Annotated in this window: 20 protein-coding genes; 14 read left to right on the forward strand and 6 right to left on the reverse strand. The window is 46.5% G+C overall.

From position 1 onward, the window contains the following. The first annotated feature begins 81 nt into the window (after positions 1-81). A complete protein-coding gene (locus PKH29_07710; protein HNX14726.1) occupies positions 82-747 on the forward strand; it encodes a LiaF-related protein in 666 nt (221 codons plus the stop codon). A gap of 52 nt (positions 748-799) precedes the next feature. Here PKH29_07710 and PKH29_07715 read toward each other — a convergent pair whose 3' ends face one another. Further along, the gene (locus tag PKH29_07715) at positions 800-1,993 is read right to left on the reverse strand and encodes a biotin/lipoyl-binding protein (protein ID HNX14727.1); all 1,194 of its coding nucleotides are present in this window, start codon (positions 1,991-1,993) and stop codon (positions 800-802) included. Positions 1,994-2,223: 230 nt separating this feature from the next. Between PKH29_07715 and PKH29_07720 the strand changes: the two genes are divergently transcribed. Beyond that, positions 2,224-2,508 carry a co-chaperone GroES gene (locus PKH29_07720; GenBank protein ID HNX14728.1) on the forward strand — a complete coding sequence of 95 codons (285 nt, stop codon included), beginning with the start codon at positions 2,224-2,226 and terminating at the stop codon, positions 2,506-2,508. A gap of 20 nt (positions 2,509-2,528) precedes the next feature. Further along, positions 2,529-4,160 (forward strand): chaperonin GroEL, encoded by a 1,632-nt coding sequence (gene groL / locus PKH29_07725; GenBank protein ID HNX14729.1) that lies wholly within the window; start codon positions 2,529-2,531, stop codon positions 4,158-4,160. A 335-nt stretch (positions 4,161-4,495) separates the two neighbouring features. Here groL and PKH29_07730 read toward each other — a convergent pair whose 3' ends face one another. Further along, positions 4,496-4,735 carry a DUF378 domain-containing protein gene (locus PKH29_07730; protein HNX14730.1) on the reverse strand — a complete coding sequence of 80 codons (240 nt, stop codon included), beginning with the start codon at positions 4,733-4,735 and terminating at the stop codon, positions 4,496-4,498. Between the two features lie 165 nt (positions 4,736-4,900). Here PKH29_07730 and PKH29_07735 point away from each other — a divergent pair, with 165 nt between their 5' ends. From PKH29_07735 to PKH29_07745, 3 genes are read left to right on the forward strand one after another with little or no spacing between them, the layout of a single operon-like run. After that, positions 4,901-5,161, forward strand: coding sequence for an ACT domain-containing protein (locus PKH29_07735; GenBank protein HNX14731.1), 261 nt, complete (start codon positions 4,901-4,903; stop codon positions 5,159-5,161). Between the two features lie 28 nt (positions 5,162-5,189). Further along, positions 5,190-6,545 (forward strand): PFL family protein, encoded by a 1,356-nt coding sequence (locus PKH29_07740; GenBank protein ID HNX14732.1) that lies wholly within the window; start codon positions 5,190-5,192, stop codon positions 6,543-6,545. Between the two features lie 2 nt (positions 6,546-6,547). After that, positions 6,548-7,255, forward strand: a complete 708-nt coding sequence (locus tag PKH29_07745; protein ID HNX14733.1) for a hypothetical protein — start codon at positions 6,548-6,550, stop codon at positions 7,253-7,255. Between the two features lie 39 nt (positions 7,256-7,294). Here PKH29_07745 and amrB read toward each other — a convergent pair whose 3' ends face one another. Continuing rightward, the gene (gene amrB / locus PKH29_07750) at positions 7,295-8,008 is read right to left on the reverse strand and encodes an AmmeMemoRadiSam system protein B (protein HNX14734.1); all 714 of its coding nucleotides are present in this window, start codon (positions 8,006-8,008) and stop codon (positions 7,295-7,297) included. Continuing rightward, positions 8,005-12,876 carry an Ig-like domain-containing protein gene (locus PKH29_07755; protein HNX14735.1) on the reverse strand — a complete coding sequence of 1,624 codons (4,872 nt, stop codon included), beginning with the start codon at positions 12,874-12,876 and terminating at the stop codon, positions 8,005-8,007. Before PKH29_07755 ends, amrB begins: the two co-directional genes overlap by 4 nt. A gap of 477 nt (positions 12,877-13,353) precedes the next feature. Here PKH29_07755 and PKH29_07760 point away from each other — a divergent pair, with 477 nt between their 5' ends. Beyond that, positions 13,354-13,905, forward strand: coding sequence for a GNAT family N-acetyltransferase (locus PKH29_07760; GenBank protein HNX14736.1), 552 nt, complete (start codon positions 13,354-13,356; stop codon positions 13,903-13,905). Between the two features lie 248 nt (positions 13,906-14,153). On the opposite strand, the gene PKH29_07765 is transcribed toward PKH29_07760, so the two are convergent. Both PKH29_07765 and PKH29_07770 read right to left on the reverse strand, forming a co-directional pair. Then, positions 14,154-15,125, reverse strand: coding sequence for a sulfite exporter TauE/SafE family protein (locus tag PKH29_07765; GenBank protein ID HNX14737.1), 972 nt, complete (start codon positions 15,123-15,125; stop codon positions 14,154-14,156). Between the two features lie 168 nt (positions 15,126-15,293). Further along, positions 15,294-16,706 (reverse strand): hypothetical protein, encoded by a 1,413-nt coding sequence (locus PKH29_07770; protein ID HNX14738.1) that lies wholly within the window; start codon positions 16,704-16,706, stop codon positions 15,294-15,296. Positions 16,707-16,850: 144 nt separating this feature from the next. Between PKH29_07770 and PKH29_07775 the strand changes: the two genes are divergently transcribed. The 7 genes from PKH29_07775 to yidD all read left to right on the forward strand — a co-directional run bounded on the left by PKH29_07775 (position 16,851) and on the right by yidD (position 21,007). Then, complete coding sequence (locus PKH29_07775) at positions 16,851-17,654, forward strand: hypothetical protein (GenBank protein ID HNX14739.1); 804 nt, start codon at positions 16,851-16,853, stop codon at positions 17,652-17,654. A gap of 18 nt (positions 17,655-17,672) precedes the next feature. After that, positions 17,673-18,530, forward strand: a complete 858-nt coding sequence (locus PKH29_07780) for a hypothetical protein (protein ID HNX14740.1) — start codon at positions 17,673-17,675, stop codon at positions 18,528-18,530. 180 nt (positions 18,531-18,710) lie between these two features. After that, positions 18,711-19,085: a DUF4004 family protein gene (locus PKH29_07785; GenBank protein HNX14741.1), complete on the forward strand. Its 375-nt coding sequence runs from the start codon at positions 18,711-18,713 to the stop codon at positions 19,083-19,085. 112 nt (positions 19,086-19,197) lie between these two features. Then, positions 19,198-19,857 (forward strand): polymer-forming cytoskeletal protein, encoded by a 660-nt coding sequence (locus PKH29_07790; protein HNX14742.1) that lies wholly within the window; start codon positions 19,198-19,200, stop codon positions 19,855-19,857. A gap of 408 nt (positions 19,858-20,265) precedes the next feature. Continuing rightward, complete coding sequence (gene rpmH / locus PKH29_07795) at positions 20,266-20,400, forward strand: 50S ribosomal protein L34 (GenBank protein HNX14743.1); 135 nt, start codon at positions 20,266-20,268, stop codon at positions 20,398-20,400. Positions 20,401-20,402: 2 nt separating this feature from the next. Continuing rightward, positions 20,403-20,765, forward strand: a complete 363-nt coding sequence (gene rnpA, locus PKH29_07800; protein HNX14744.1) for a ribonuclease P protein component — start codon at positions 20,403-20,405, stop codon at positions 20,763-20,765. Then, a complete protein-coding gene (gene yidD, locus PKH29_07805) occupies positions 20,762-21,007 on the forward strand; it encodes a membrane protein insertion efficiency factor YidD (protein ID HNX14745.1) in 246 nt (81 codons plus the stop codon). Before rnpA ends, yidD begins: the two co-directional genes overlap by 4 nt. The last annotated feature ends 15 nt before the right edge of the window (positions 21,008-21,022 follow it).

Here is a 21,022-nt window from a genome sequence, read left to right on the forward strand (position 1 = left end):
GATCTCGACCTCGTTTACAGCTTACTACCTCTTGCTGTTCTAGTCAAGACCCTAAAAAAATTTACATAAGGAGAATGGAATATGAGAAGCAAATTGAGAACGGTTTTATGGGGTGTCGCGCTGATACTGTGCGGTCTTGCCTATGCGCTGACCGTAACCGGCGTGCTTCCGGCGGCAGCGGGCGGCTGGTGGGCATTCTTTATCATCATCCCCTGTCTGATTTGGCTGATCACCGACGGCATCCGAAGCGGGGCGTTATTCGGGCTCGCGGCGGGCATTATGCTGTTTTTATGGAAATCCGGTTATGTGGCCGGAGAAATTCTGAATAAGCTGATTCTGCCGGTCATCATTGTGATCATCGGCTTGATGGTACTGACGAGAGCGATCCGCCATCGTCATTTTCGGGTGAGATGTGATCACAATTGCGACGGAGACGAGACCGCGATATTCAGCGACAGGAAATATTCCTTTAGCGGCAAGAAATTTACCGGCGGAAGTTACTCTGCGGTGTTCGGCGGCTTGGAACTGGATTTGAGGGGCGCAATCATTGAAGGTGATGTCACAGTGAGTGTCAACACGGCGTTTGGCACTATAAAGGTCTATCTGCCAAACAACGTCAATGTAAAGCTCGGTGGCGACAATGTGTTCGGGGGCTCCAGAAATTTGCACACCGACTGCGGCCTCTCCGGCGCCCCGACTGTATTTATCAACGCGGACAGCGCGTTCGGTTCCGTTACAGTTCTTTAAGGTTTAAGCGACAAAAAAAGCGCCGTATTCCGGCGCTTTTCTTCGTTTCCTTTTAAGATGCGATATAGATCACTTCTGCGCCTTCGTCCAGCCCGGAGGTGACTTCGGTGTAATCGTTGTTTTTAATTCCGATGGTAATAGGTTTTTTGATAGGAACCCCGTTTATTAAAACATTGACGTAGTAGATATCCCGGTTGTTTTCGTCTTTATATGATTTAAGCAGATAGGATTCCAGTAAAACGGCATTTTTATGATCCTGAAGAACGATAACGAGATCGCCGCCGTTATCACCGATTCCTTTTTGGGAATAATCAAAGCCGATCAGCTTAATGATATACGGGAAATTTTCGCCGCTACCTCCGAAACTGTAGTTGATATCACCGGGCAGTGTATCCGGCGTAAAAAGCACCCGGCCCTGATACTCCACGTCGTCATCGGTGATGACCGTGACGACATCTCCGGCAGAGAGATAAGCGGAATCGCTGGAACTGCCGTTGTAGATATGAGTGAGGTCACCGTTGCTTTCAACGGTCGCCGCCTGTTCATATGCTTTGACTGCGGCTCCTTCAGTCAGATAACGGCTGAGCCAGGTGATTTCACCCGAGATAGGCGCTTTGATAAAGCATGCGTCATATTTAGCCTGAGCCGCGTTATATCGGTCTTTTAATATCTGATAATTATATTGGAAGTCGCTATAATTGTTTTTGGATGTAAGTAACAGGTTGTCATAAGTGGCTTTGAGCATTTCGGCATTCAGGCGGAGTTGTTCGTTTTTATTTTTGGAAGACTCATAATCATTTTGCGCCTGCTGCCATTTCAACTGAGCAAGAGCCACTTCACCGCCGCCTTCGGCGGCTGTTTTTGCCTGATTGAGCTTGATCTCCGCGACGTCAAGCTCCTGTTTCGCTTTGGCTAAATCCACTTTGTATTTCTCCGCTTCTACAAGCGTAGCAAGGACGTCGCCGGCTTTGACTTTGGCACCCCATTCGATATTGACCTTTTTAATCGTTCCGCTCACTTTATAATAGGCTGTCGCCGCTTTTGTCGAACGATATGTAGAAGCCGTTGTGGATTTAATGGTCTTTTTAATATCGCCGCGTATGGTTTGACGCGTAACATAATCGTTGGCGAGATCGCCCGAAACTGCGGGCGGTGTGAGAGTGCTTTTGGGACCTCTCTGCGAACAACCGGGCATCAGCCCCAGCAAAAGCGAAAATGACAAAGCCCAAATAACTATTTTTTTCACAAATCGGCCTCCCAAAGACGATTTTTATAACGGCTACATTATAATATCATTTTACAATGATGTCAATCTTGCCCACTGAAAATTACTGATTCCATCACAAAAAAATCACGGAAAATCTTGGGGCACCCCCTTGACAACAGGCGGGAGCGGGTATAAAATGTGCTTAGCACTCACAAAAGGTTAGTGCTAATTTTACGATTAAATTATTTCTTCACAGGGAGGAAAAGAACATGAAGATCAAACCGTTGGCCGACAGAGTCGTTCTGAAGCTGGTCGAGGCGGAAGAAACCACAAAGAGCGGCATTATTCTGGCCGGCTCCGCAAAAGAAAAGCCCCAGGTCGCCGAAGTGATAGCGGTCGGTCCGGGCGGCAAAGTCGACGGCAATGACGTCACCATGTATGTCAAAGTGGGCGACAAGGTCATTACCAGCAAGTACAGCGGAACGGAAGTCAAAATGGACGGCGTCGAATACAACGTCGTGCGCCAGTCCGATATTCTCGCGATTGTAGAATAATCGAAAGGAACCGAATGACCATGGCAAAAGTTATTGTATACGGCGAGGACGCCAGAAAGTCCCTGCAGGCGGGTGTCGACAAATTGTCGAACACCGTCAAAATCACCCTTGGCCCCAAGGGCAGAAACGTTGTTTTGGATAAAAAATTCGGTGCGCCGTTGATTACAAACGACGGCGTCACTATCGCCAAGGAAATTGAACTTGACGATGCTTTCGAAAACATGGGTGCGCAGCTGATCCGCGAAGTCGCAACCAAGACCAACGACGCCGCCGGCGACGGCACCACTACGGCAACTTTGCTTGCTCAGGCAATCGTTCGCGAAGGCATGAAGAATGTCGCTGCGGGCGCAAACCCGATGATCATCAAGAAAGGTCTCGCCAAAGCGGTCGACACTGCTGTTGCGGAGATCAAAAAAAATTCCCGCACGGTCGACGGAAGCCAGGATATCGCGCGTGTCGCGACCGTTTCTTCGGGCGACGAATTTATCGGCAACATGATTGCCGAAGCCATGAGCAAAGTCAGCTCAAACGGCGTCATCACCATCGAGGAATCCAAGACCGCCGAGACTCTTTGCGATGTCGTTGACGGCATGCAGTTTGACCGCGGCTATATCTCCCCGTACATGGTTACCGACACCGAGAAGATGGAAGCCGTCATCGATGACCCGTTCATCCTCATCACCGACCGTAAAATCAGTAATATTCAGGACGTTCTTCCGCTGCTCGAGCAAATCGTCCAGGCCGGCAAAAAACTGGTCATCATCGCCGAGGATGTCGAGGGTGAAGCCCTTGCCACGATCCTCGTCAATAAGCTGCGCGGAACGTTTACCTGCGTCGCGATCAAAGCACCCGGTTTCGGCGATCGCCGCAAGGAAATGCTGCGTGACATCGCGACCCTGACCGGCGGTCAGGTCATCTCCGAAGAACTCGGAATGGACCTGAAAGAAGCCAAGGTTCAGATGCTCGGCAGAGCGCGTCAGGTCAAAGCCGGCAAAGAGAACACCATCATCGTCGACGGCACGGGCGATCCCAAAGAGATCAAGGCCCGCATCGACCAGATCAAGTCCCAGATCGAGACAACCACCTCCGATTTCGACCGCGAGAAGCTGCAGGAACGCCTTGCCAAGCTCTCCGGCGGCGTCGCCGTCATCAAAGTCGGCGCGGCTACCGAAGTCGAGATGAAAGAAAAGAAACTGCGCATGGAAGACGCACTCTCCGCGACCAAAGCGGCCGTGGAAGAGGGCATCGTCGCGGGCGGCGGTGTTGCGCTGCTGAACGCGGCGGCGGCTGTCGAAAAGCTGATCGCGCAGGTTGACGGCGACGAAAAGACCGGCGTCAGAATTATTCTGAAAACGCTGGAAGAACCGATTCGCCAGATCGCTGAAAACGCGGGCCTTGAGGGCTCTGTCATCGTCAATAAAATCAGAGCAAGCCGCAAGACCGGTTATGGTTTCGACGCCTATAAAGAGACCTATTGCGATATGATCGACTGCGGCATCGTCGACCCGACAAAAGTCGTGCGTTCCGCGCTGCAAAACGCCGCGTCGGTTGCCTCGATGATTCTGACGACCGAATCCCTGGTCGCGGACAAGAAAGAACCCACACCTCCCCCGGCGCCGATGGGCGGCAATCCGGGAATGGATATGTATTAATATCGCAATTTTTAAAACAAAAACGGCGGCGCGAGAATTAGCGCCGCCGTTTCGCATAAAGTTTTTTAATATGCAGGGGCGATTATTAATCGCCCGCATCGTGCGGGTGCTAGTCTGTGAGTAAATTATAAATAGGTAAAAAGTAAGGTACCCCGCGGTGAAATAGGAAACGGATGATTGCAAATCGCCCCTACGGGAGTGCAGAACAGATATCGATAAAATTTGAAATTCCGTGTTTTTTTATCTAAAAACAACGGCGGCGCAAAATTTGCGCCGCCGCAATTTTCCTTTTTTATCGAAGGAAAACATCGCATCCGAATTTCAATCGGTGATTATTAATCTTTGGTGCTGCGGGCTTCCGCTTCCACGTGATCCTCGGTGATTGCGCTGCGCTCTCTGAACAACAGAGAGATGCACCAAAGTGCCGCAATGCCGACGAGTGCATAGATGATGCGTGCAGCGGTGCTTCCGCTGCCGAAGGCAAGCGCTACCAGGTCAGTGTTGAATAATCCGACACTGCCCCAGTTCAGACCTCCGATTATCATGATGATCAATGCGATTCTATCGATGACCATAAAAAGTAACCTCCTAAAACAGGATGTGTTCTTATTTTCCCAAAGCAAACGGCAATTATACTTTCCATAATATAAAAAACATGGTATAATCTTTTTATTAACATGAGCGGCAGCCGGAAAAGCATATTTCACGGCCGCAAAAGGGAGGTCATCATTTTGAAAGCAGTGATCACCGTTTTGGGTAAAGATACGGTAGGAATATTGGCAAAAATTTCGGCAAAATGCGCCGAAAACCGAATTAACGTCACCGACGTCAACCAGACGATTCTGGACGATATTTTTGCGATGCTGATGCTCGTCGACATGGCCGAAGCCACCATTAAACTGGCGGATTTCGCCGCGGCGCTCAAGGCCGAGGGCGAACGGATGGGGTTGGTGGTCTATGTGATCTCACAAGAGGTTTTCGACACCATGCACCACGTATAAGCAACCCTTTTAAGGACGGATTATAACCATGAATAAACGCGATATACACGATATTCTCGAGACCGTGGGGATGATCAAAGATCAAAACCTGGATATCCGCACGGTGACGATGGGGATTTCGCTGCTCGACTGCATCCGGGGCGACAGTAAATCCACCTGCGCCGCAGTCTATGAAAAGATTACAACAAAAGCCGGACGGCTTTCCGGGGTCTGTGAGGGCATCGGAGCCGAATACGGCATTCCGATCATCAACAAACGCATCTCGGTCACGCCCGCCGCAATGTTATGCGCGACCGCCGATCCGTTTGAGTTGGCGCTCACGCTCGACAGAGCCGCAAAAACCACCGGCGTGGATTTTCTCGGCGGATTTTCGGCGCTCGTTCAGAAGGGTTTTTCCGGCGGCGATCTGGCGCTGATCGAGGCAATTCCGCAGGCACTGTCCGATACGAAGCTGGTCTGCTCGAGCATCAATGTGGCGACAACGCGGGCCGGCATCAACATGGATGCGGTGGCGCTGATGGGCGAGATCATCAAAAAGACCGCAGAAGCAACCAAAGACCGCGACTGCATCGGCTGCGCAAAACTCGTCGTGTTCGCAAACGCGGTTGAAGATAACCCGTTTATGGCGGGAGCGTTTCACGGTACCGGCGAACCGGAATGTGCGATCAACGTAGGCGTCTCGGGGCCGGGTGTTGTGGCGGCCGCGCTTCGTGAAGCGGGCGACTGCGATTTGGCGCAGGCGGCGAACATCATCAAAAAGACGGCTTTTAAAATCACGCGAATGGGTCAGCTTGTCGCGGAACTCGCGGCCAATCGGCTCGGCGTCGAATTCGGAATTGTCGATTTATCTTTGGCGCCGACACCCGCCGTGGGTGATTCGGTCGCCGAGATTCTGGAAATAATAGGCCTTGAGAGCACCGGCTGCTGCGGCACCACCGCCGCGCTGGCACTGCTCAACGACGCGGTTAAAAAGGGCGGAATCATGGCAAGCTCGCACGTCGGCGGGCTCTCGGGCGCGTTTATCCCGGTCAGCGAAGATGCGGGCATGATCGCGGCGGCAAGGCGCGGTTCACTGCGTATTGAAAAGCTGGAGGCCATGACGGCGGTCTGCTCGGTGGGTCTTGATATGATCGCCGTTCCGGGCGACACGAGCGCAGCGGTGATCTCGGCGCTGATTGCCGACGAAGCCAGCATCGGGGTCGTTAATTCCAAGACGACGGCAGTGCGCGTGATTCCGGCAATCGGAAAAAAGGTCGGCGACGAGGTTTCTTTCGGCGGACTGCTCGGCAGCGCGCCGGTCATGGAGATCAACACCTGGTCCCCCGAAAAAATGATCAAACGCGGCGGGCGCATCCCCGCGGTATTGCAGGCATTGAGGAATTAGTTATGGCGTTTTTAGACAAACTGGCTTACAGGTTCAGAAAAATCGCAGTCAAAAACCTGATGCTCTACATCGCATCGGGGCAGTTCTTGGTGTTTTTGATTGATATTTTGATGGGCTCGAGATTCAGCACTACACTGTCCCAGCTGTTGGAATTTGACCGCAGCCTGATTTTACAGGGGCAAGTTTGGCGGGTGATTTCTTTTATCTTTATTCCGCCGAGCCAGGCGGGGCTGACAGGCCTTTTCTTCATTTTTTTCGTACTGTATTTTTACTGGATGATCGGTAACTCACTCGAAAACGAGTGGGGTGCGGCAAAGTTCAACCTGTATTATTATTTCTGCATTCTGTTTTTAATTGCCGCGGGATTTATTTCCGGATATAACGTAAACACGTTTTTGAACTTGTCGCTGTTTTTCGCGTTTGCGGTTTTTTATCCCAATTATCAGATCAATCTGTTTTTCGTGCTGCCGATTAAAATCAAGTGGCTGGCATATGTTGACGCGCTGTATTTTTTACTGATGTTGATTCTCGGGCCATGGGCGATACGCGCGTCGGTGATTGCATCAGTCGCGGTGTTTTTGCTGTTCTTCGGCAAACAATTATCTAGGGACATTAAAAACTTTACATTGAACATGTACAATCGGAAAAAATATAAAAAGTCGGTCGCGTGGGGCAAAAAACAGAATAAGGATTATTGGAAGAATCGATAAAAACACTTTGATTTCTCGCCTGTATTTTTCTATAATTTATCAATAATTATTTTCATAAAAAACCACTGTTAAATATCCTGTTGCGTCTTGTATTTCCATGCCTAATACTTCAGCGGCGTTTGTACTTGCAGCGATATCTACAGAACAGTCTTTCAATAATTCCAATATGGCAGCAAGTACAACAGGGGCATCAAGATATGTTTCGTCAAGTCCCATAATAGCTGATGAATCAAAGCTTTTTATATATTCTTCCATCTTGGCGCGGTTCACTTGTTCATCTTGCGTATATAATCCATGCGAAAAATCTATTGATGCAACGATAATTACATCCGGTTCCGAAAATGCTGTTTCCATTACTTTTTTCGCAATGTTATAGGATGCGCCCTTTTGGAAAATAATCGGGATAATATTTGAATTCGGCAGATACTGCTCAATAATTGGAATAAGATTTGTAATACTATGTTCGTTTTTAATTAATTCGTCATTTACCCCGATTTGATTGTAGAGTGTTGAACCATCGCACGTTGACGCGATTTTCGGGCCGTTTGCGGTATGATTCGGACCCACTAAAATAATCGTCTTTGGATTATCGGCAACAATAGAGTTGATTCCGTCTTCCGCTAATTTAATTGCAACCACATCATGCGGCACGATCAGCGCTTTGATTTTACGCGGTTCCGGGGCGGTTGAATAAGCGAAAAATAAATTAAAACAAAATATAATCACAAAAAACAATAAACCGTATTTTTTCATTTTATGTCAATTACACCGCCCTCCGCTTTGTTGATAATTTCGGGTTTTGTTGCGTTAATAATATAAGAACCTTCACTCTTGAAACTGCCTGTCATCGTTGGTTTTGTGTTGAAAATAATATTGCCTGTTCGTGGTTCTTTGCATTTATAAACTGTAAATGTAATTTGTTTGCCCTTAACTTCCGACACCCACACATTTTTGCCCGCCATAGACCGATCTATCCCTAAAAAATCAAGTCCGGCAGGCATCATATGTATGATATTATAATACCCGTCAGGCGCTTCGGCGGTTATTCCATAACCAATTTCGCCCGTAACGAATCGTTGCGTCGCAGAGTCTATTTCATTAGGGTACTTTTGATTAACATATAATAATGGTGACACATTACCTTGCGGGAATCCGGATGCGGTATAGCTAACGGAAACTTCAATTTCCTGTTCAATGCCGTTAAATTTAATTTCCCGTAACTGCTCCGCTGTGAGCATAAGCGAGTGACTTACCCACAGTTTTATTTCTTTTTCCTCACTGTCAAGAGTATAGGTAAAAGTGGCGCAATCGGCATTAACTTTTTGCGCTTTATGTTTTAATACCATCACTTGCTGCAGCAAATACAGATCATCCACACCCTTGTTTTCAAGGACATATTGGAACAGCAGATCTCCTTCGGGCATATCAAGCAGCACCGCTGCTGCCGCCAGATTGGCGGTAAATTTAATTGTTTCCTCGCGCTCGTTCGCGTCCCAATACATTGTATTACCGGCAACCTTGCAAAAATCGGTTATAAGTTCACTGACGATTTCTTTCGCATTGCCGCCATCACCGAAAAATATGTGAATAAGGGCAAGATTGAGTTTAACTTCAGCCGTAACACCCGGTTGTTTGAAATCGTTAATGTATTGTAAAACAGGTTCTTTCAAGGCGGCAAGTCCCGCCAGCGCGAGGGATGATCCTTCCGGGTTTTCATTTTTTAATTTGTTCATTTGGCCGTATAAATAATTTGCCGCTGCGGATTTATTGAAGCTTTCGCCCGAAACCGCGCAGGCCCAGACAGTTGTTTCCAACTCCGCCGTCGAATATGTAAATGGAGATATACTTCCATCTGAATTTTGATAATTTGCTATTTTTGCCGTGTAATCCGTGCCGCTTGAATAGCCGTACACCGGAGTGTCCGTTAAAATTTCCTCCGCAGTCTTTTTTGCGATAAACTGCTCTACCCTTACCGCATTTGTATGCCGAATTTTTTGTAAGGCTCGTATAACCTGCGCCTTTTGTTTGTCGGAAAATATTAAATTAACCGTGCCGTTTACGGACAAATCAATATTTGTGTTGTTTTTAGAAAGCATAAAGGTATCGGTTTTAATATGGGTTATAGCACTGTCAACAACGGTAAATTTTGTGGTGATTTTATCTGAATATTCTTTATATTTAGCTGAAACCGTAATATCGTGAATGCCCTTCGGAAGCTGCGGCAGCTCTATTTCCGTCCAAACGGATATTTTTCCCGTTTCTGTCTGATTAAAGTTAAGCGAAGGAATTTCAATGGTATATTGAACATTACCATCTGTAAGTGCCGTTCCCGCGTTCCTTATGCCGAGTTTTGGTTTATCTCCGGTAATAAAAGTGTCGTTTAAACGAATGTCTGCAAAGAAGGGCAGGGTAGAAATTATATTAGTCCTTCCGCTCCCTGCCATAATATCGCCCGGCCGGAACGCTTGCCAAAAAATACGCCACGAAGTAATATTATCGGGCAGTTTTACCTCAAGTACCGCTGTGCCGTTATTATTTGTTTCGAGGGTTTTGAATAAGGCGGTATCTCTGAAATCCGAACGCTCTCCTTCGCCTTCTCCACCTTTTCCGCCGTCCGAACTTGCCCCGACTATAACATGACTGATTGCCGTTTTCGGCCAAAAATAATACCGATCGCCAAAAATTCTCGCATTGATGTCAACATACTGTTCGCGTATTGAAAGCAAAGCTTCGTCAACCATGTTAATATTTATGTAACCCTTAACCGGACGATTATCGGCGTCAGTAAGCGTCAGCGTAATCTTTGCCGTATCTCCCGGTTTATAATACGGTTTATCGGGCGATACATCCACAAACAGCGCGCGGCTTTCATTATTTAAAAGGACTGAATGGTTTCCCCAATCACTATTAGTATCAATATATTTCCTGCCGTCAAAATGCACACCTAAAACATTGATATTCGGTAAATATTTATTATCGAACACGAAGTTGAGTATATTATCCTGCGTTACAGTATAATCAATAATTCTGTCACTTGCGCGGATAAAAAGAACGGTTCCCTGTTCTATTTTATTTTGATTATTATAATATAGCGAAAGAGAAACTTCGTCCCCGACGGTATAATCATTTTTATTGTCATTGGATTTAATATTGACAAATCGCTGTTCATTATCACCGAAATATTCAGATGAAGGGAGATACTGCGTACGGATAAACGCTCTTCCTTTTCTGTCCGTGCCTTCAATTTTAATTTTATATTCTTGATCGGAAAGAACCGGAAAATCAAAATATTGAATGTCTTTCCCTTTTACGGTAATGTTTTGCGCAAATTCAAACAATTCGCTCCGTTCATATCTGTATGATTCGCTATATGTCTTGGTGTACGGGTCGTATTGTTTTTGCCCGGCAGGGATTTTATTCCATTCTATTTTTGTAAAGTTGATTTTAAGCGATACGTTGCTATCGAAATCTTTTAAATAACCATCCCTGCTATTCCATATGTCATCAAGTCCGCTGAAATCTACAGCGAACGCTTGAATCCCTAAGTTGCAAATCTTTCCGTTTCTTTTGGCTGTGGTATTGATTTCAATATCACTGTTAACAACCGAAATATCAATATTTTCATATACATCACCTATTTCAGGCAACACAGCTTCCGAACTGATGTACTTGCTTGATATAAGATAATTGCTGTTTAACATGCCGTTGACCTTAACACTCACGCTGCCATTGATGTCAGTTTTGAATTGCGAGCCGTCAAGTCTTATATCCAGCCCACTAAACGGCGTGCCGTCAAAATATTCCGCTGTCGCTGTGACATTCGCTTCTTCACCGGCCCAAATGATTGGTTTATCTGAAGAAAGTTTTATATTATAAGCGGGTTTTTTATACAAATCAACTTCAAAGTACGTACTGCTTAAATATTTATCATCATAATAAAATGACAAGTAATAATCATCCGGCGCTAATTCCGGCAACTGTATCTGCCCTTCAAAAACGCCGTTTGTGACATTAACTTCAATTTTTATTTCGCTTTGGTTCTCGTTATCCCAATAAGACTTTTCAACAACCGCAGTAACTTTATCAATATCTTTAGATCCGGATAGTTTTGGCGAAATTACCCCAAAAAAATTAAGTGTATCATTGGGTTTGTAGAGTTGTTTATCCACATAAATATATTTCCAATAATCTAATCTGTTAAATACGCTTGCGTCTTCATTTTTTCCCACAGAAACCAAGAGTTGATCGCTGCCTTTTTGCACACAATAGTATGAATTATCCGGGTCTTTCGTTTTCAAAATGCCTTGTGCGTCTGTCGTGCCGATATTTGCGCCGTTAATTTTTGACACTTGTGCTTCGGAAACAGGTAAAGATGTCGCTAAATCGTTTACCCAAAACAGTCGATCATCCTTATCGCTCACCGCATATGCGCTCAGATCGGTAATCTGGAATAAAGAAATTTCTGTATAACCGCCAAGAGTAAACTCTGCCGCATAAAATCCCTTTTGCAATATTTCCGGTATAACTACCACTCCGCCATAATCGCCGCCGTAAATTTCGATTTGGTTTTCGTAAACTTTGTTTAATGCCGAAGTATCAATTTTCGGACGCGTTTGCCCATCCCAAAAATCATAATTTAACCTGTCGCTTACCGCTTTTGCATAATTATTGATATCATTAAATTGATATATTTTTACGGAAAATCCGTTGCTTTTATCTGCCATGCTGTTAAAAGACACATCAAAGGCAGGTGTTTCCGTAGTCATAAAGGCATTATTTTCATTTTCGATAAAAAATTGGAACTTATACTTTAAATCTCCTTCGTCGGTCGAAAATTTAAAGACAAAATCTTCCCCTAATGTATGCGTTCCCAAAGCATCTGCCAGTGTTCCATTTACGCAGACTTTATAAACTGTACCGCTAGTCATTGTTTCATCAGGAGCAAAACTATATGTATTTATATTTATTTTGTACCAGTTTCCGTTAAGTGTCGGTTGAAAAGTAACTTTATCTTTTAAGTCATCAATATTTATATCATTTTTAAAAGTGAGTTCGATTGCGGAATTTATGGGTACGTTTGTGCTTTGATCCCGGGGAAGTGTTTTTTCGATGCCGAATTCTTTTTGTGTTTGAAACGCAAAACTGTTTCCTGATCGCACAGGAAGATTTTGTTCCGTTTGAATCGGGTCATAGCTAAACGTGTATACCGTATTGGGAGCGAGATGTGTCTGCGGTAATAATTTAAATTCCAAGTCATTTTTTGTTTTTTCAAGGGTATATTCAATCTGCGGCGAAGTTTTAAGCCACTTAATAATCTTATCTTTATCTGTTGGTTCGGAAAAAGATAAAAGAAAAGCAGCTTCCGAGGGAATACAGTTATTCTTGTCTGTTGCAAGGGCTTTTATGTTAAAATCGCCGAACGGTAAAACCGCAGGCTGCTGTGAATAAGTAAATGCCCACGTTCCAACACCTGCAAATAAAATGAAAAAGAAACCCGCAGTAAACCAAAAATACTTTCTTTTATAAAGATCCAACGATTTTGTTTTAATCTTTGCAACAAACATTATTAATTTTGCTTTTAACTGATTCGAAAGTTTCTGACACTTTACTTTTAAACACATACTTAATACCTCCGATATTCGTATTGAAAATTGATGAAATAATTTGACTTTATAATACGACCAATGTGTATTCCGATGAACAGCTTGAAATAATCGGAGGCGTTCTCTATCGGTGCGATGAACACGCAGACCGACAATGATAAAGACGAGCGGGAGTGAAGATAAAAAATCCCTTAATACGAGTAATAACTTTATAGATCCTTCCAAGTCCCATAATCATTGTGAATTGTTTTTTGTTGATCATATTCAAGATAAAACAAAAATCGAGTCCGATACAAGCATAACATAAAACGGCTTTATATGTCAACATTTTCCGTTAATGAATTCGCTACGAAAGGAAAATAATTGCATTTGTGCCCTTGATGCTTTCATATAGGGTCGAACCACTCTCAAGTTGAGAAGATATTTTCCGACTTGTTTTATTTGTGATAATATGGTAAACTTTTACTCACAGATTTTTGCAAAGGGGTGAGACGGATGATCAACTATGTCGGAACAAAAACTCTTGAAACAAAAAGATTGATATTGCGCAGATACGAGTTATCTGATGCAGATGATATGTTCAATAATTTTGCAAATAATGAAAATGTCAGCAGGTTTTTGTCTTGGTATCCTCACGAAAATGTAGAAGCCACTAAAAAACTTTTAATATCCTGGATTGAAGAATATAAAAACGATAACAGATATATGTGGGCGATTGTTTTAAAAGAAATGAATCAGGTTATCGGTTCAATATCGGTCGTTGGAATGTCGGAAAAACATCAAACAGCTGAACTCGGATATTCCATCGGTGAAGCGTATTGGGGCAAGGGTATAACCACTGAAGCAGTCGAAGTTGTTATAGCATTTTTATTTAACGAAGTGGGATTTCATAGAATTCAAGCAAAGCATGACACCCATAATCCGGCATCCGGCAGAGTGATGGAAAAGGTCGGCATGAAGTTTGAAGGAACTATGCGTCACGAAAGGATTCACAAGGACGGCTCACGCGGCGACACAATTATTTGGGCCATTATTCATGACGAATGAATACCATTGTATAAAAATTACCTGCGAAAGAAGCCATATCTTTCATACGCATACTTTCCAAGATAGTGCAGTGATTACACCCGCCACATCAATCAAGCTGCGGCGGGTATTTCAATACTTCTTTATTTGAAGGCACTTTTATTGCTGCCCTTAATCGAGGCTGATAATTTTCCGATATTGATTCGGGTATCTTTTTATTCGGTTTTTGCAAAAAATCTTTTTGCTATTCCTGTCTTAAAAATTCGATCTTATGCCAACTTGTCCTTTTTGTCCCATCCCTCTGCCCACGAGTCGAAAGTCAAGTCGGATATTTCAAATTCCGCGATGAGCTGATTGACGTCGTTTTCCTGCCAACGGTTGTTTTGTTTATCGTAAGTCAGATGCATCATATGCTGATATACATTCAGCTGCGCATGGCGACAGCCCTGTTTTTTGCAGATACACAAATCAACCGCCGTGAAAGCGTGCTTGCTGATTTCGGGAGTATTCAGGTCGGACAACACGCTTTTGGGCTCGTTTTCGCCGATTCGTCTGAGCAATTCGGCGGTGTTGCAGCTGTGTATTTTTAAAACATCCTTGCGCTCGTATAAATTAGAATCACAGTACGGACAGAATTTGCCGCTTCCGACCTTTGCATTATAGATCGCAATACCGACAAAACCGAGGATGGGGAGGGCGAGCCCCATGAGCAGAGACATAATTCCCGTGACGCCCCCCGCGGACCAAAACAGAATGGTACTGCGTAGCGCGGAGGGGACAAAGATGACAATCGACGTGACAACGGTAAGCCAAGCGCTGTTTCCTTTTCCCCAAATGTTGATGAGCCGTTTGAATATCGCAGATATTCCGACGGACAGACCCACACTTACGCCGATGTATACCGCCAGAACGATAATAACATAACGAAGAAGCGTGGAAAGCGCCAACAGAATCGGAAACAGAAAATACAGCGCCGCGCCGACAACAACGGAAAGGAGCAGGATCGGAATGGCTTTTCCTATCACAACAGCGCGTTTTTGATTCCATTTTGATTCCTTGGGTTCAATCTTGGGAAAGCGGAATTTGAACGGTAAAATCTGTGTTCCGGTCTTGTCTGCGCCGCACCACGGGCAGAGTTCGCTTCCGATTTCCCGCTGCGCACCGCATTTTTTGCACACGGCAAGTTCCTCTGTCGGCAACGCCTCATTCGGCGCGGCTGTGGAAATGTCATTGTTTTGCATACCGAAATTCCTTTCTGAATCAACATTTTTATGTATCCGGAGTTTGGGGTTTCACGTTATTTTTTATTATAACGCAGGCATATTGATATTTCAAGATATTTCCTATCTGTGAGTTATAAGAAATAAAAGCGGTCTAAATTAGGCCGCTTTTATCAATGTTGATATGATTTATTCAAACTTCATGGAATAGAGATCGGCGTCGCATAAGGAAAAACGAAGACGAATTGGTTTACCTGAAAGAGATAAGAGCGGCTTTTCGAAATCCACGGGGCGGCAGACGCTGTCGCCGAACAGGCGGGAGCTTTCATAGTCGGGCAGAGGGGTGCCGTCTTCGCCGCAGATTGTGATTTTGACATAGCCGGCAGCCGAAGTGGCGAAGTTGACGGTCAGATGGCCGCCCGTAAACGTCAGCGGTTTGGTGATCATCTGCCCGCCGGGATACCCCGCCGAAAGCGAGAAAAAGCCGTCCAAGCGAACGGAATAGCGCATCAGTTCAACAGTTTCAACACGGTAGTGGTCGCCCGCATAGATCGAGAGCTCGTCGGGTTCGCCCGGGCGATCTCCTGCGGTTTGCAACAGACCGTTTGCAAAATAGCAATCGCCGTAATACCAGTTGTGATTGCGCTCGGGGCCCGGTGTGACATAGGCCTCGGACGGGCGGCGGAAGTGCAGGCCGTCGCGCGAGGTCATGATCATCGTGTCGGTCATCGCATAGCCGCTGCGTCCCCACTGTTTGATGATGGCTTCGCGGTGTTCGCGGTCGGGCAGATATTTGAAATTTTCGGGATCGTTGTTGCGCTCGATGTAGCGCGTCGGCAGGCCGATATACATGTGCGAAGCGCGCGCATAAGGGCGGACATTGTTGGTGTACATTTGAAAATCGGGCGCGTTTTTGCCGTAGCGGAGTTGCCCGAAGTGCTTCCAATGGATAAAATCTTTGGAGCGGGAGTTGCGGATATCGCGGATGCCCGTCCATTTTTGGTCGCCGATATAATTATGCAGATCGCGGTAATAAGCCATATATTCGCCGCGAGCCGGATCGTAAAAGGCCAGATTGAGCGAGTCGAATGCGCCCTCGATATTAAGCTTTTCTCTTCTTGTGAAATGAATCCCGTCCGGCGAGGTCAGCAGCACCAATTCTTTGCAGTGCTCTCCGGTCAACGCCTTGTATTTTTCATCCGGTTTGCAGTTCGGGTTTTCGTCGATGAAAAACGAGATGTTGTCGAGATCGCCCTCTTGAATGATGATGTTGTTTTTTCGGCTCCCGTTAAATTCGCAGATGCCGAGTTCGGGGCGGGTAAAAGTTTTGCCGTCGCGGCTTTCGGCATAACAATACCGGCCGATGCCGATGTCTTCTTTGCGGGTCAGCTGCAAATCGGCCGCGCGGTAATACATGCGGAAAAGGTCGCCGTCTTTTAAAACGGTAAAATACCCGCAGACGTTGCCCTCCCAGGGCGCGTCGCAGTTAAAAGCCGTCCCGCGGTACTCGGGGCGGTGCATTTTAATTTCAACGCCCTCGTGTTTTGCCCACAAAAATTGGTCCCAAAAAACTTCGCGGCGGCTTTTCAATTCGATCGGCATGATATCACCTCGGCTTGATTATATCGGCGAAACGGTTCGGTGTCAAACGGTATTTCAAATCAAAAAAATGCCGGAATAGATTTCTTTCTTTTACGGAAAATGGTATACTGACTTTATAATATTTTTTCGAAAGCGGGAGTTTTAATGGGAAAAAGCGTTGTTTTCTGTGATCTGAAGTCGCAGATAAAATCAGGTGTGCTCTCGTCTTCGGGTTGGCAGGCAGCGGAGTATGAAACAAAAGAGCACAAGGGTAACATGCTTCTTGCGCGAAAGGGGAGTCCTGCCGGAGCCGTCACGCTTTCGCTCGGCCTTAAGGGGTGGCATCGGATCTACCTTTGCCTTTTACATATCGAAAGCAAAACGGTCACCTATTTCAAACTGGATTCCGACCGATGCCATTATCCGGTCTATTCGAGGAATTCTGAAAAGAGCTGGGGTTCTTATGAATATGCGGAAGAGGTCCTTTGGAAATGCGCCGATCTGACGGGGCAGGATCTGACCGTTGAACACCATAACGAGTTCAGCTCCGCATTGGTTTGGGTTCGCTGTGAAGCAATGAACGAACAGGAAGCCAACGAGTATAAAAACGAATTCGGAAGCAAAGAAAACAAGCGGCTGCATATTGTGATCGATCCCGGCATTTATGACGATCATGTTTTCAACAGCATCAGCGATTACAGTCTGATGATCAACGCCATGGCCGACAGCGACGCCCTTTTTGCTTCTCAGGACGTCTCGCTGCAGCATACGGGATATAAGACCGAACAGGAAGAAAAGAAGCAAGAAGAAATTTACCGTGAGATGATCGGGTGTGCGCATGACCTCGGAATTGCGCTGTTTGCCGCGAACCGAATGAATCTGGCAAATTTCAGCACGCCGCTCAATCATATAAAACCCATCCGGTTTGTCGGAGAGCATCCCGAATTCAACCAAGTGAACCGCCGGTGAAAGGTGATTAATGGCGCGATGTCCTATGCCTTTGACGGAGTGCGGGATTTTCAGGTGAACTGGCTGACGGAAAGGGTGAGAGCCGGTTTCGACGGCGTTTCGCTCATCTTTACCCGGGGCATACACATTGCCTTTGAAGAGCCCGTGATACAGGCATTTGAAAAGAAGTATCCCAGTGTGAATCCGTGTGAACTTCCTGCTGCGGACAAACGGCTGTACGGCGTCTGGTGCAAATTCATGACCGCCTTTATGCGCAAGCTCCGGGCGTCGCTCGATGACCTTGCGAAAAAGGAAAACAGAGAGAAACCGAAGATCAACGTGCATGTCTATTACGATATTGAAAACTGCAAAAATTCCGGTTTTGATATCGGGGCCTGGGCCAAAGAGGGACTGATCGACAGCGTCATATTGTCCAACATGACGCATTTTGAAGACCTCGAAAATTGCATGAAAGCGGATAAGCCGTCCGAGATTGATCTTGAAAAACTGTCCGAAAAACTCAGTGATGCACCGGTACTCCGCCGCAGGCACGGGAATGAAGTCGAAAGCATGTGCGCGAATCTTGCGAAATTTCGGGAAGTTACGGATCGTCACAACGTCCGGCTGTACTGCGAACTGCCCTGGGAGGGCGGAAGGCCGTCGCTATATCTCAACGCGGCGAAGCGTATATATGAGGCTGGCGCCGACGGGATTTCGGCTTGGGACAGCAATTTCCGGATTCCGGTGCTTCCGGTGTGGAATGTCACCAAAAAAATGGGCCATAAAGAATTGATTGATCAAATGATCGCCGAAAACGACGATTACGGGAAACTGTACCGGGTGCTTTCGCTGGACGGGCACGATATCAGCGAATATCAACAAAATTGGCGGGGATAATTTTATAGAAACAATTGAGGAACGCTCGGATTCTCGGGCGTTCTTTTTTATTAAAATATTTTATAAAACCTATTGACAACGTAACAATGTTACGATATACTATGTCTCGTAACATTGTTACATCACATTGTTACGCTATATTGCATTTGGACAAAGACGGAGGGGAGGTCTTCAATTTTAATGGATAAAGAACTGATTTCGAAAAAGGAACTGCTCGATAAATACGGCGTTTCGTATGGCGCGCTTTACCGCTGGAAGCGCATGGGGTTGATCCCCGAGGAGTGGTTTATCAAAAAGGCCGCGCCGACCGGGCAGGAGACGTTTTTTGACAAAGAGTTGATCTGCGCGCGAATGGATGAGATCATCGGCTCGAAAGACGAGGCCTCGTTAAAGGACCTTGCGGAAAAATTCAACGAGGGCGAGCTGAAAAAACGGCTGCTGATCGTCGGCACAAAATTCGGGGAGACCGGTTATGATTTCGAGCAGATCACGGTGATTAAAATCAAGTTCGGCGACCGTGAGATCGACATCACGCAGGAATTGAGGAGGAAATAAGAATGACATTAAAAACATTCATTCAAGAGATTTGCGAAGCCGCTGCGAAAAACACAGGGCTCTCGCTGAAAGCACCGAATACAACACAGCTTACAACGAAAGGATGGTTATTATGAGCAAAAACGATATGCATATCTCCGGCAGTGGTACCATTGCCGCAGGTGAATACGGCGGCGTCCATGTGAGCGGTTCGGGCAGAATCAACGGAAACATTTCCTGCACCGATCTGCACTGCTCGGGTTCGGCCAAGGCGGTCGGCGACGTCATCAGCTCAGGCGACGTCAAATGCTCGGGTTCATTCCACTGCTGCGGAAAAGTGGAAGCAGCATTTGTCTCGTGCTCGGGCTCGGCAAGAGTTGACGGCAGCATCAAAGCGGGCACCATCAAGGCATCCGGATCAATCCGGGCTTCCGATATGGAAGCGGAGCGCATCGTCGTCAGCGGCGGCTGCGGCGTCCCGGGACTGATGAACGCCGAGACGGTGGAGATCAATCTTGGCGGCAGATGCAATGTCGGAAGCATCGGCTGCGGAAAACTGACTGTGAAACTGGGCGCCGGATGCGGGTGGCTCTGGTTCGGGCGCAGAAGAGACGATCTGCTCGAAATCGGCACCATTGAGGGTGACGAGATCGAGCTTGAAAACACTTCGGCGGATGTCGTGCGCGGAAAAAACGTCATCATCGGCAAAAACTGCAGCATCAAAACCGTAGAATACAGCCAAAATCTCTCGGTCGATCTTTCGAGCACGGTGAGAGAACAGGTGAAGAAATAAAATCTTTGTCGGTATTGTGAAGCCGCTACCGCTTATTCACACGTTTTATTTACAAGTGGCTTCACTATATACTGCCGCAGCTCCTATTAATATTTAAACGAGGGGGTCAATTAACTCCCTTGTTTTCTTTATAAACAGTAGGGTTGGTTATACGGATCTGCCCGTTTTGTAGGGGTCGGCATCTATGTCCGTATCTTCGCACTATTCTCTACAGGAACGGCATCGCTGAGGAACAGCATCTATTCATTATCAAGGGAGTCGGTTGACTCCCTGTGTTTTTGCAGAATTTTTCTGTGCCGATGATGCTAAATGCGGATAAAGTCATTGACAAGGCAGGGTTATTTCGATATAATGTACCCTATGGGTTTATGCCCGTTTGTTTATCAAAAGGAGGGAAGAGTTATGAGTATGTTTCGCACATACCAGCCGAAGAAAAGGCAGCGGCAGATGGAGCATGGGTTCCGCAAACGCATGAGCACCGCCAACGGAAGAAAAGTCCTTGCCCGCCGCAGAGCCAAGGGCAGACACGTCCTGTCCTATTAAAAATGCAAGTCGGTAACGCAGCTGCACTGCGCAGAAACTGGGAATTTCACCGCGCGTACAGACGCGGAAAATGCGTTGCCGGACCGGCTTTGATCTGCTATTGTTTCAAAGGAAAAGGCAGGCGTACCCGCATCGGCGTCACAGCCGCCAAAAAGATCGGGTCCGCGGTAGAGCGAAACCGTGCGCGGCGCGTGATCAAAGAGGCATACCGCAGTATTTGCCCGCTGATCGAAGGCGGTTGGGACTTGGTATTCGTGGCCCGGGAGGGCACGGGTAAAAAAAAGAGCCCCGAGATTGCGGCCGTCATGCAGGCACAATTGAAAAAGGCCGGCGTACTCGTGGGCGTTGTGCCCACAAATCAATGAGAAAGCTCTTTGTCGCATTGATCCGCGTTTATCAGAAGATGCGGCCGCCCTGGTCAAAGGGGAACTGCAGATATTACCCCACCTGCTCAAACTACGCCATTGAAGCCTATGAGACATTCGGAGCCATCGGCGGCGGATTGCTCGCGGTCTGGCGAATCCTGCGATGCAATCCGTTTTCAAAAGGCGGAGTTGATCCGGTTCCGGAGCGGTTTTGGTTTTTCCGCAACAGAAAAACCATATGATGCAAGAATTTGAAA

The organism is Oscillospiraceae bacterium, from assembly GCA_035353335.1.
GTDB lineage: Bacteria > Bacillota > Clostridia > Oscillospirales > JAKOTC01 > DAOPZJ01.

Excerpts from the sequence above, each read along its gene's own strand:
- PKH29_07710 (HNX14726.1), top strand. The coding sequence starts at position 82 with ATGAGAAGCAAATTGAGAACGGTTTTATGGGGTGTCGCGCTGATACTG.
- PKH29_07720 (HNX14728.1), top strand. The coding sequence starts at position 2,224 with ATGAAGATCAAACCGTTGGCCGACAGAGTCGTTCTGAAGCTGGTCGAG.
- groL (HNX14729.1), top strand. The coding sequence starts at position 2,529 with ATGGCAAAAGTTATTGTATACGGCGAGGACGCCAGAAAGTCCCTGCAG.
- PKH29_07730 (HNX14730.1), bottom strand. The coding sequence starts at position 4,735 with ATGGTCATCGATAGAATCGCATTGATCATCATGATAATCGGAGGTCTG.
- PKH29_07740 (HNX14732.1), top strand. The coding sequence starts at position 5,190 with ATGAATAAACGCGATATACACGATATTCTCGAGACCGTGGGGATGATC.
- PKH29_07745 (HNX14733.1), top strand. The coding sequence starts at position 6,548 with ATGGCGTTTTTAGACAAACTGGCTTACAGGTTCAGAAAAATCGCAGTC.
- amrB (HNX14734.1), bottom strand. The coding sequence starts at position 8,008 with ATGAAAAAATACGGTTTATTGTTTTTTGTGATTATATTTTGTTTTAAT.
- PKH29_07755 (HNX14735.1), bottom strand. The coding sequence starts at position 12,876 with ATGTGTTTAAAAGTAAAGTGTCAGAAACTTTCGAATCAGTTAAAAGCA.
- PKH29_07760 (HNX14736.1), top strand. The coding sequence starts at position 13,354 with ATGATCAACTATGTCGGAACAAAAACTCTTGAAACAAAAAGATTGATA.
- PKH29_07765 (HNX14737.1), bottom strand. The coding sequence starts at position 15,125 with ATGCAAAACAATGACATTTCCACAGCCGCGCCGAATGAGGCGTTGCCG.
- PKH29_07770 (HNX14738.1), bottom strand. The coding sequence starts at position 16,706 with ATGCCGATCGAATTGAAAAGCCGCCGCGAAGTTTTTTGGGACCAATTT.
- PKH29_07775 (HNX14739.1), top strand. The coding sequence starts at position 16,851 with ATGGGAAAAAGCGTTGTTTTCTGTGATCTGAAGTCGCAGATAAAATCA.
- PKH29_07780 (HNX14740.1), top strand. The coding sequence starts at position 17,673 with ATGTCCTATGCCTTTGACGGAGTGCGGGATTTTCAGGTGAACTGGCTG.
- PKH29_07785 (HNX14741.1), top strand. The coding sequence starts at position 18,711 with ATGGATAAAGAACTGATTTCGAAAAAGGAACTGCTCGATAAATACGGC.
- PKH29_07790 (HNX14742.1), top strand. The coding sequence starts at position 19,198 with ATGAGCAAAAACGATATGCATATCTCCGGCAGTGGTACCATTGCCGCA.
- rpmH (HNX14743.1), top strand. The coding sequence starts at position 20,266 with ATGTTTCGCACATACCAGCCGAAGAAAAGGCAGCGGCAGATGGAGCAT.
- rnpA (HNX14744.1), top strand. The coding sequence starts at position 20,403 with ATGCAAGTCGGTAACGCAGCTGCACTGCGCAGAAACTGGGAATTTCAC.
- yidD (HNX14745.1), top strand. The coding sequence starts at position 20,762 with ATGAGAAAGCTCTTTGTCGCATTGATCCGCGTTTATCAGAAGATGCGG.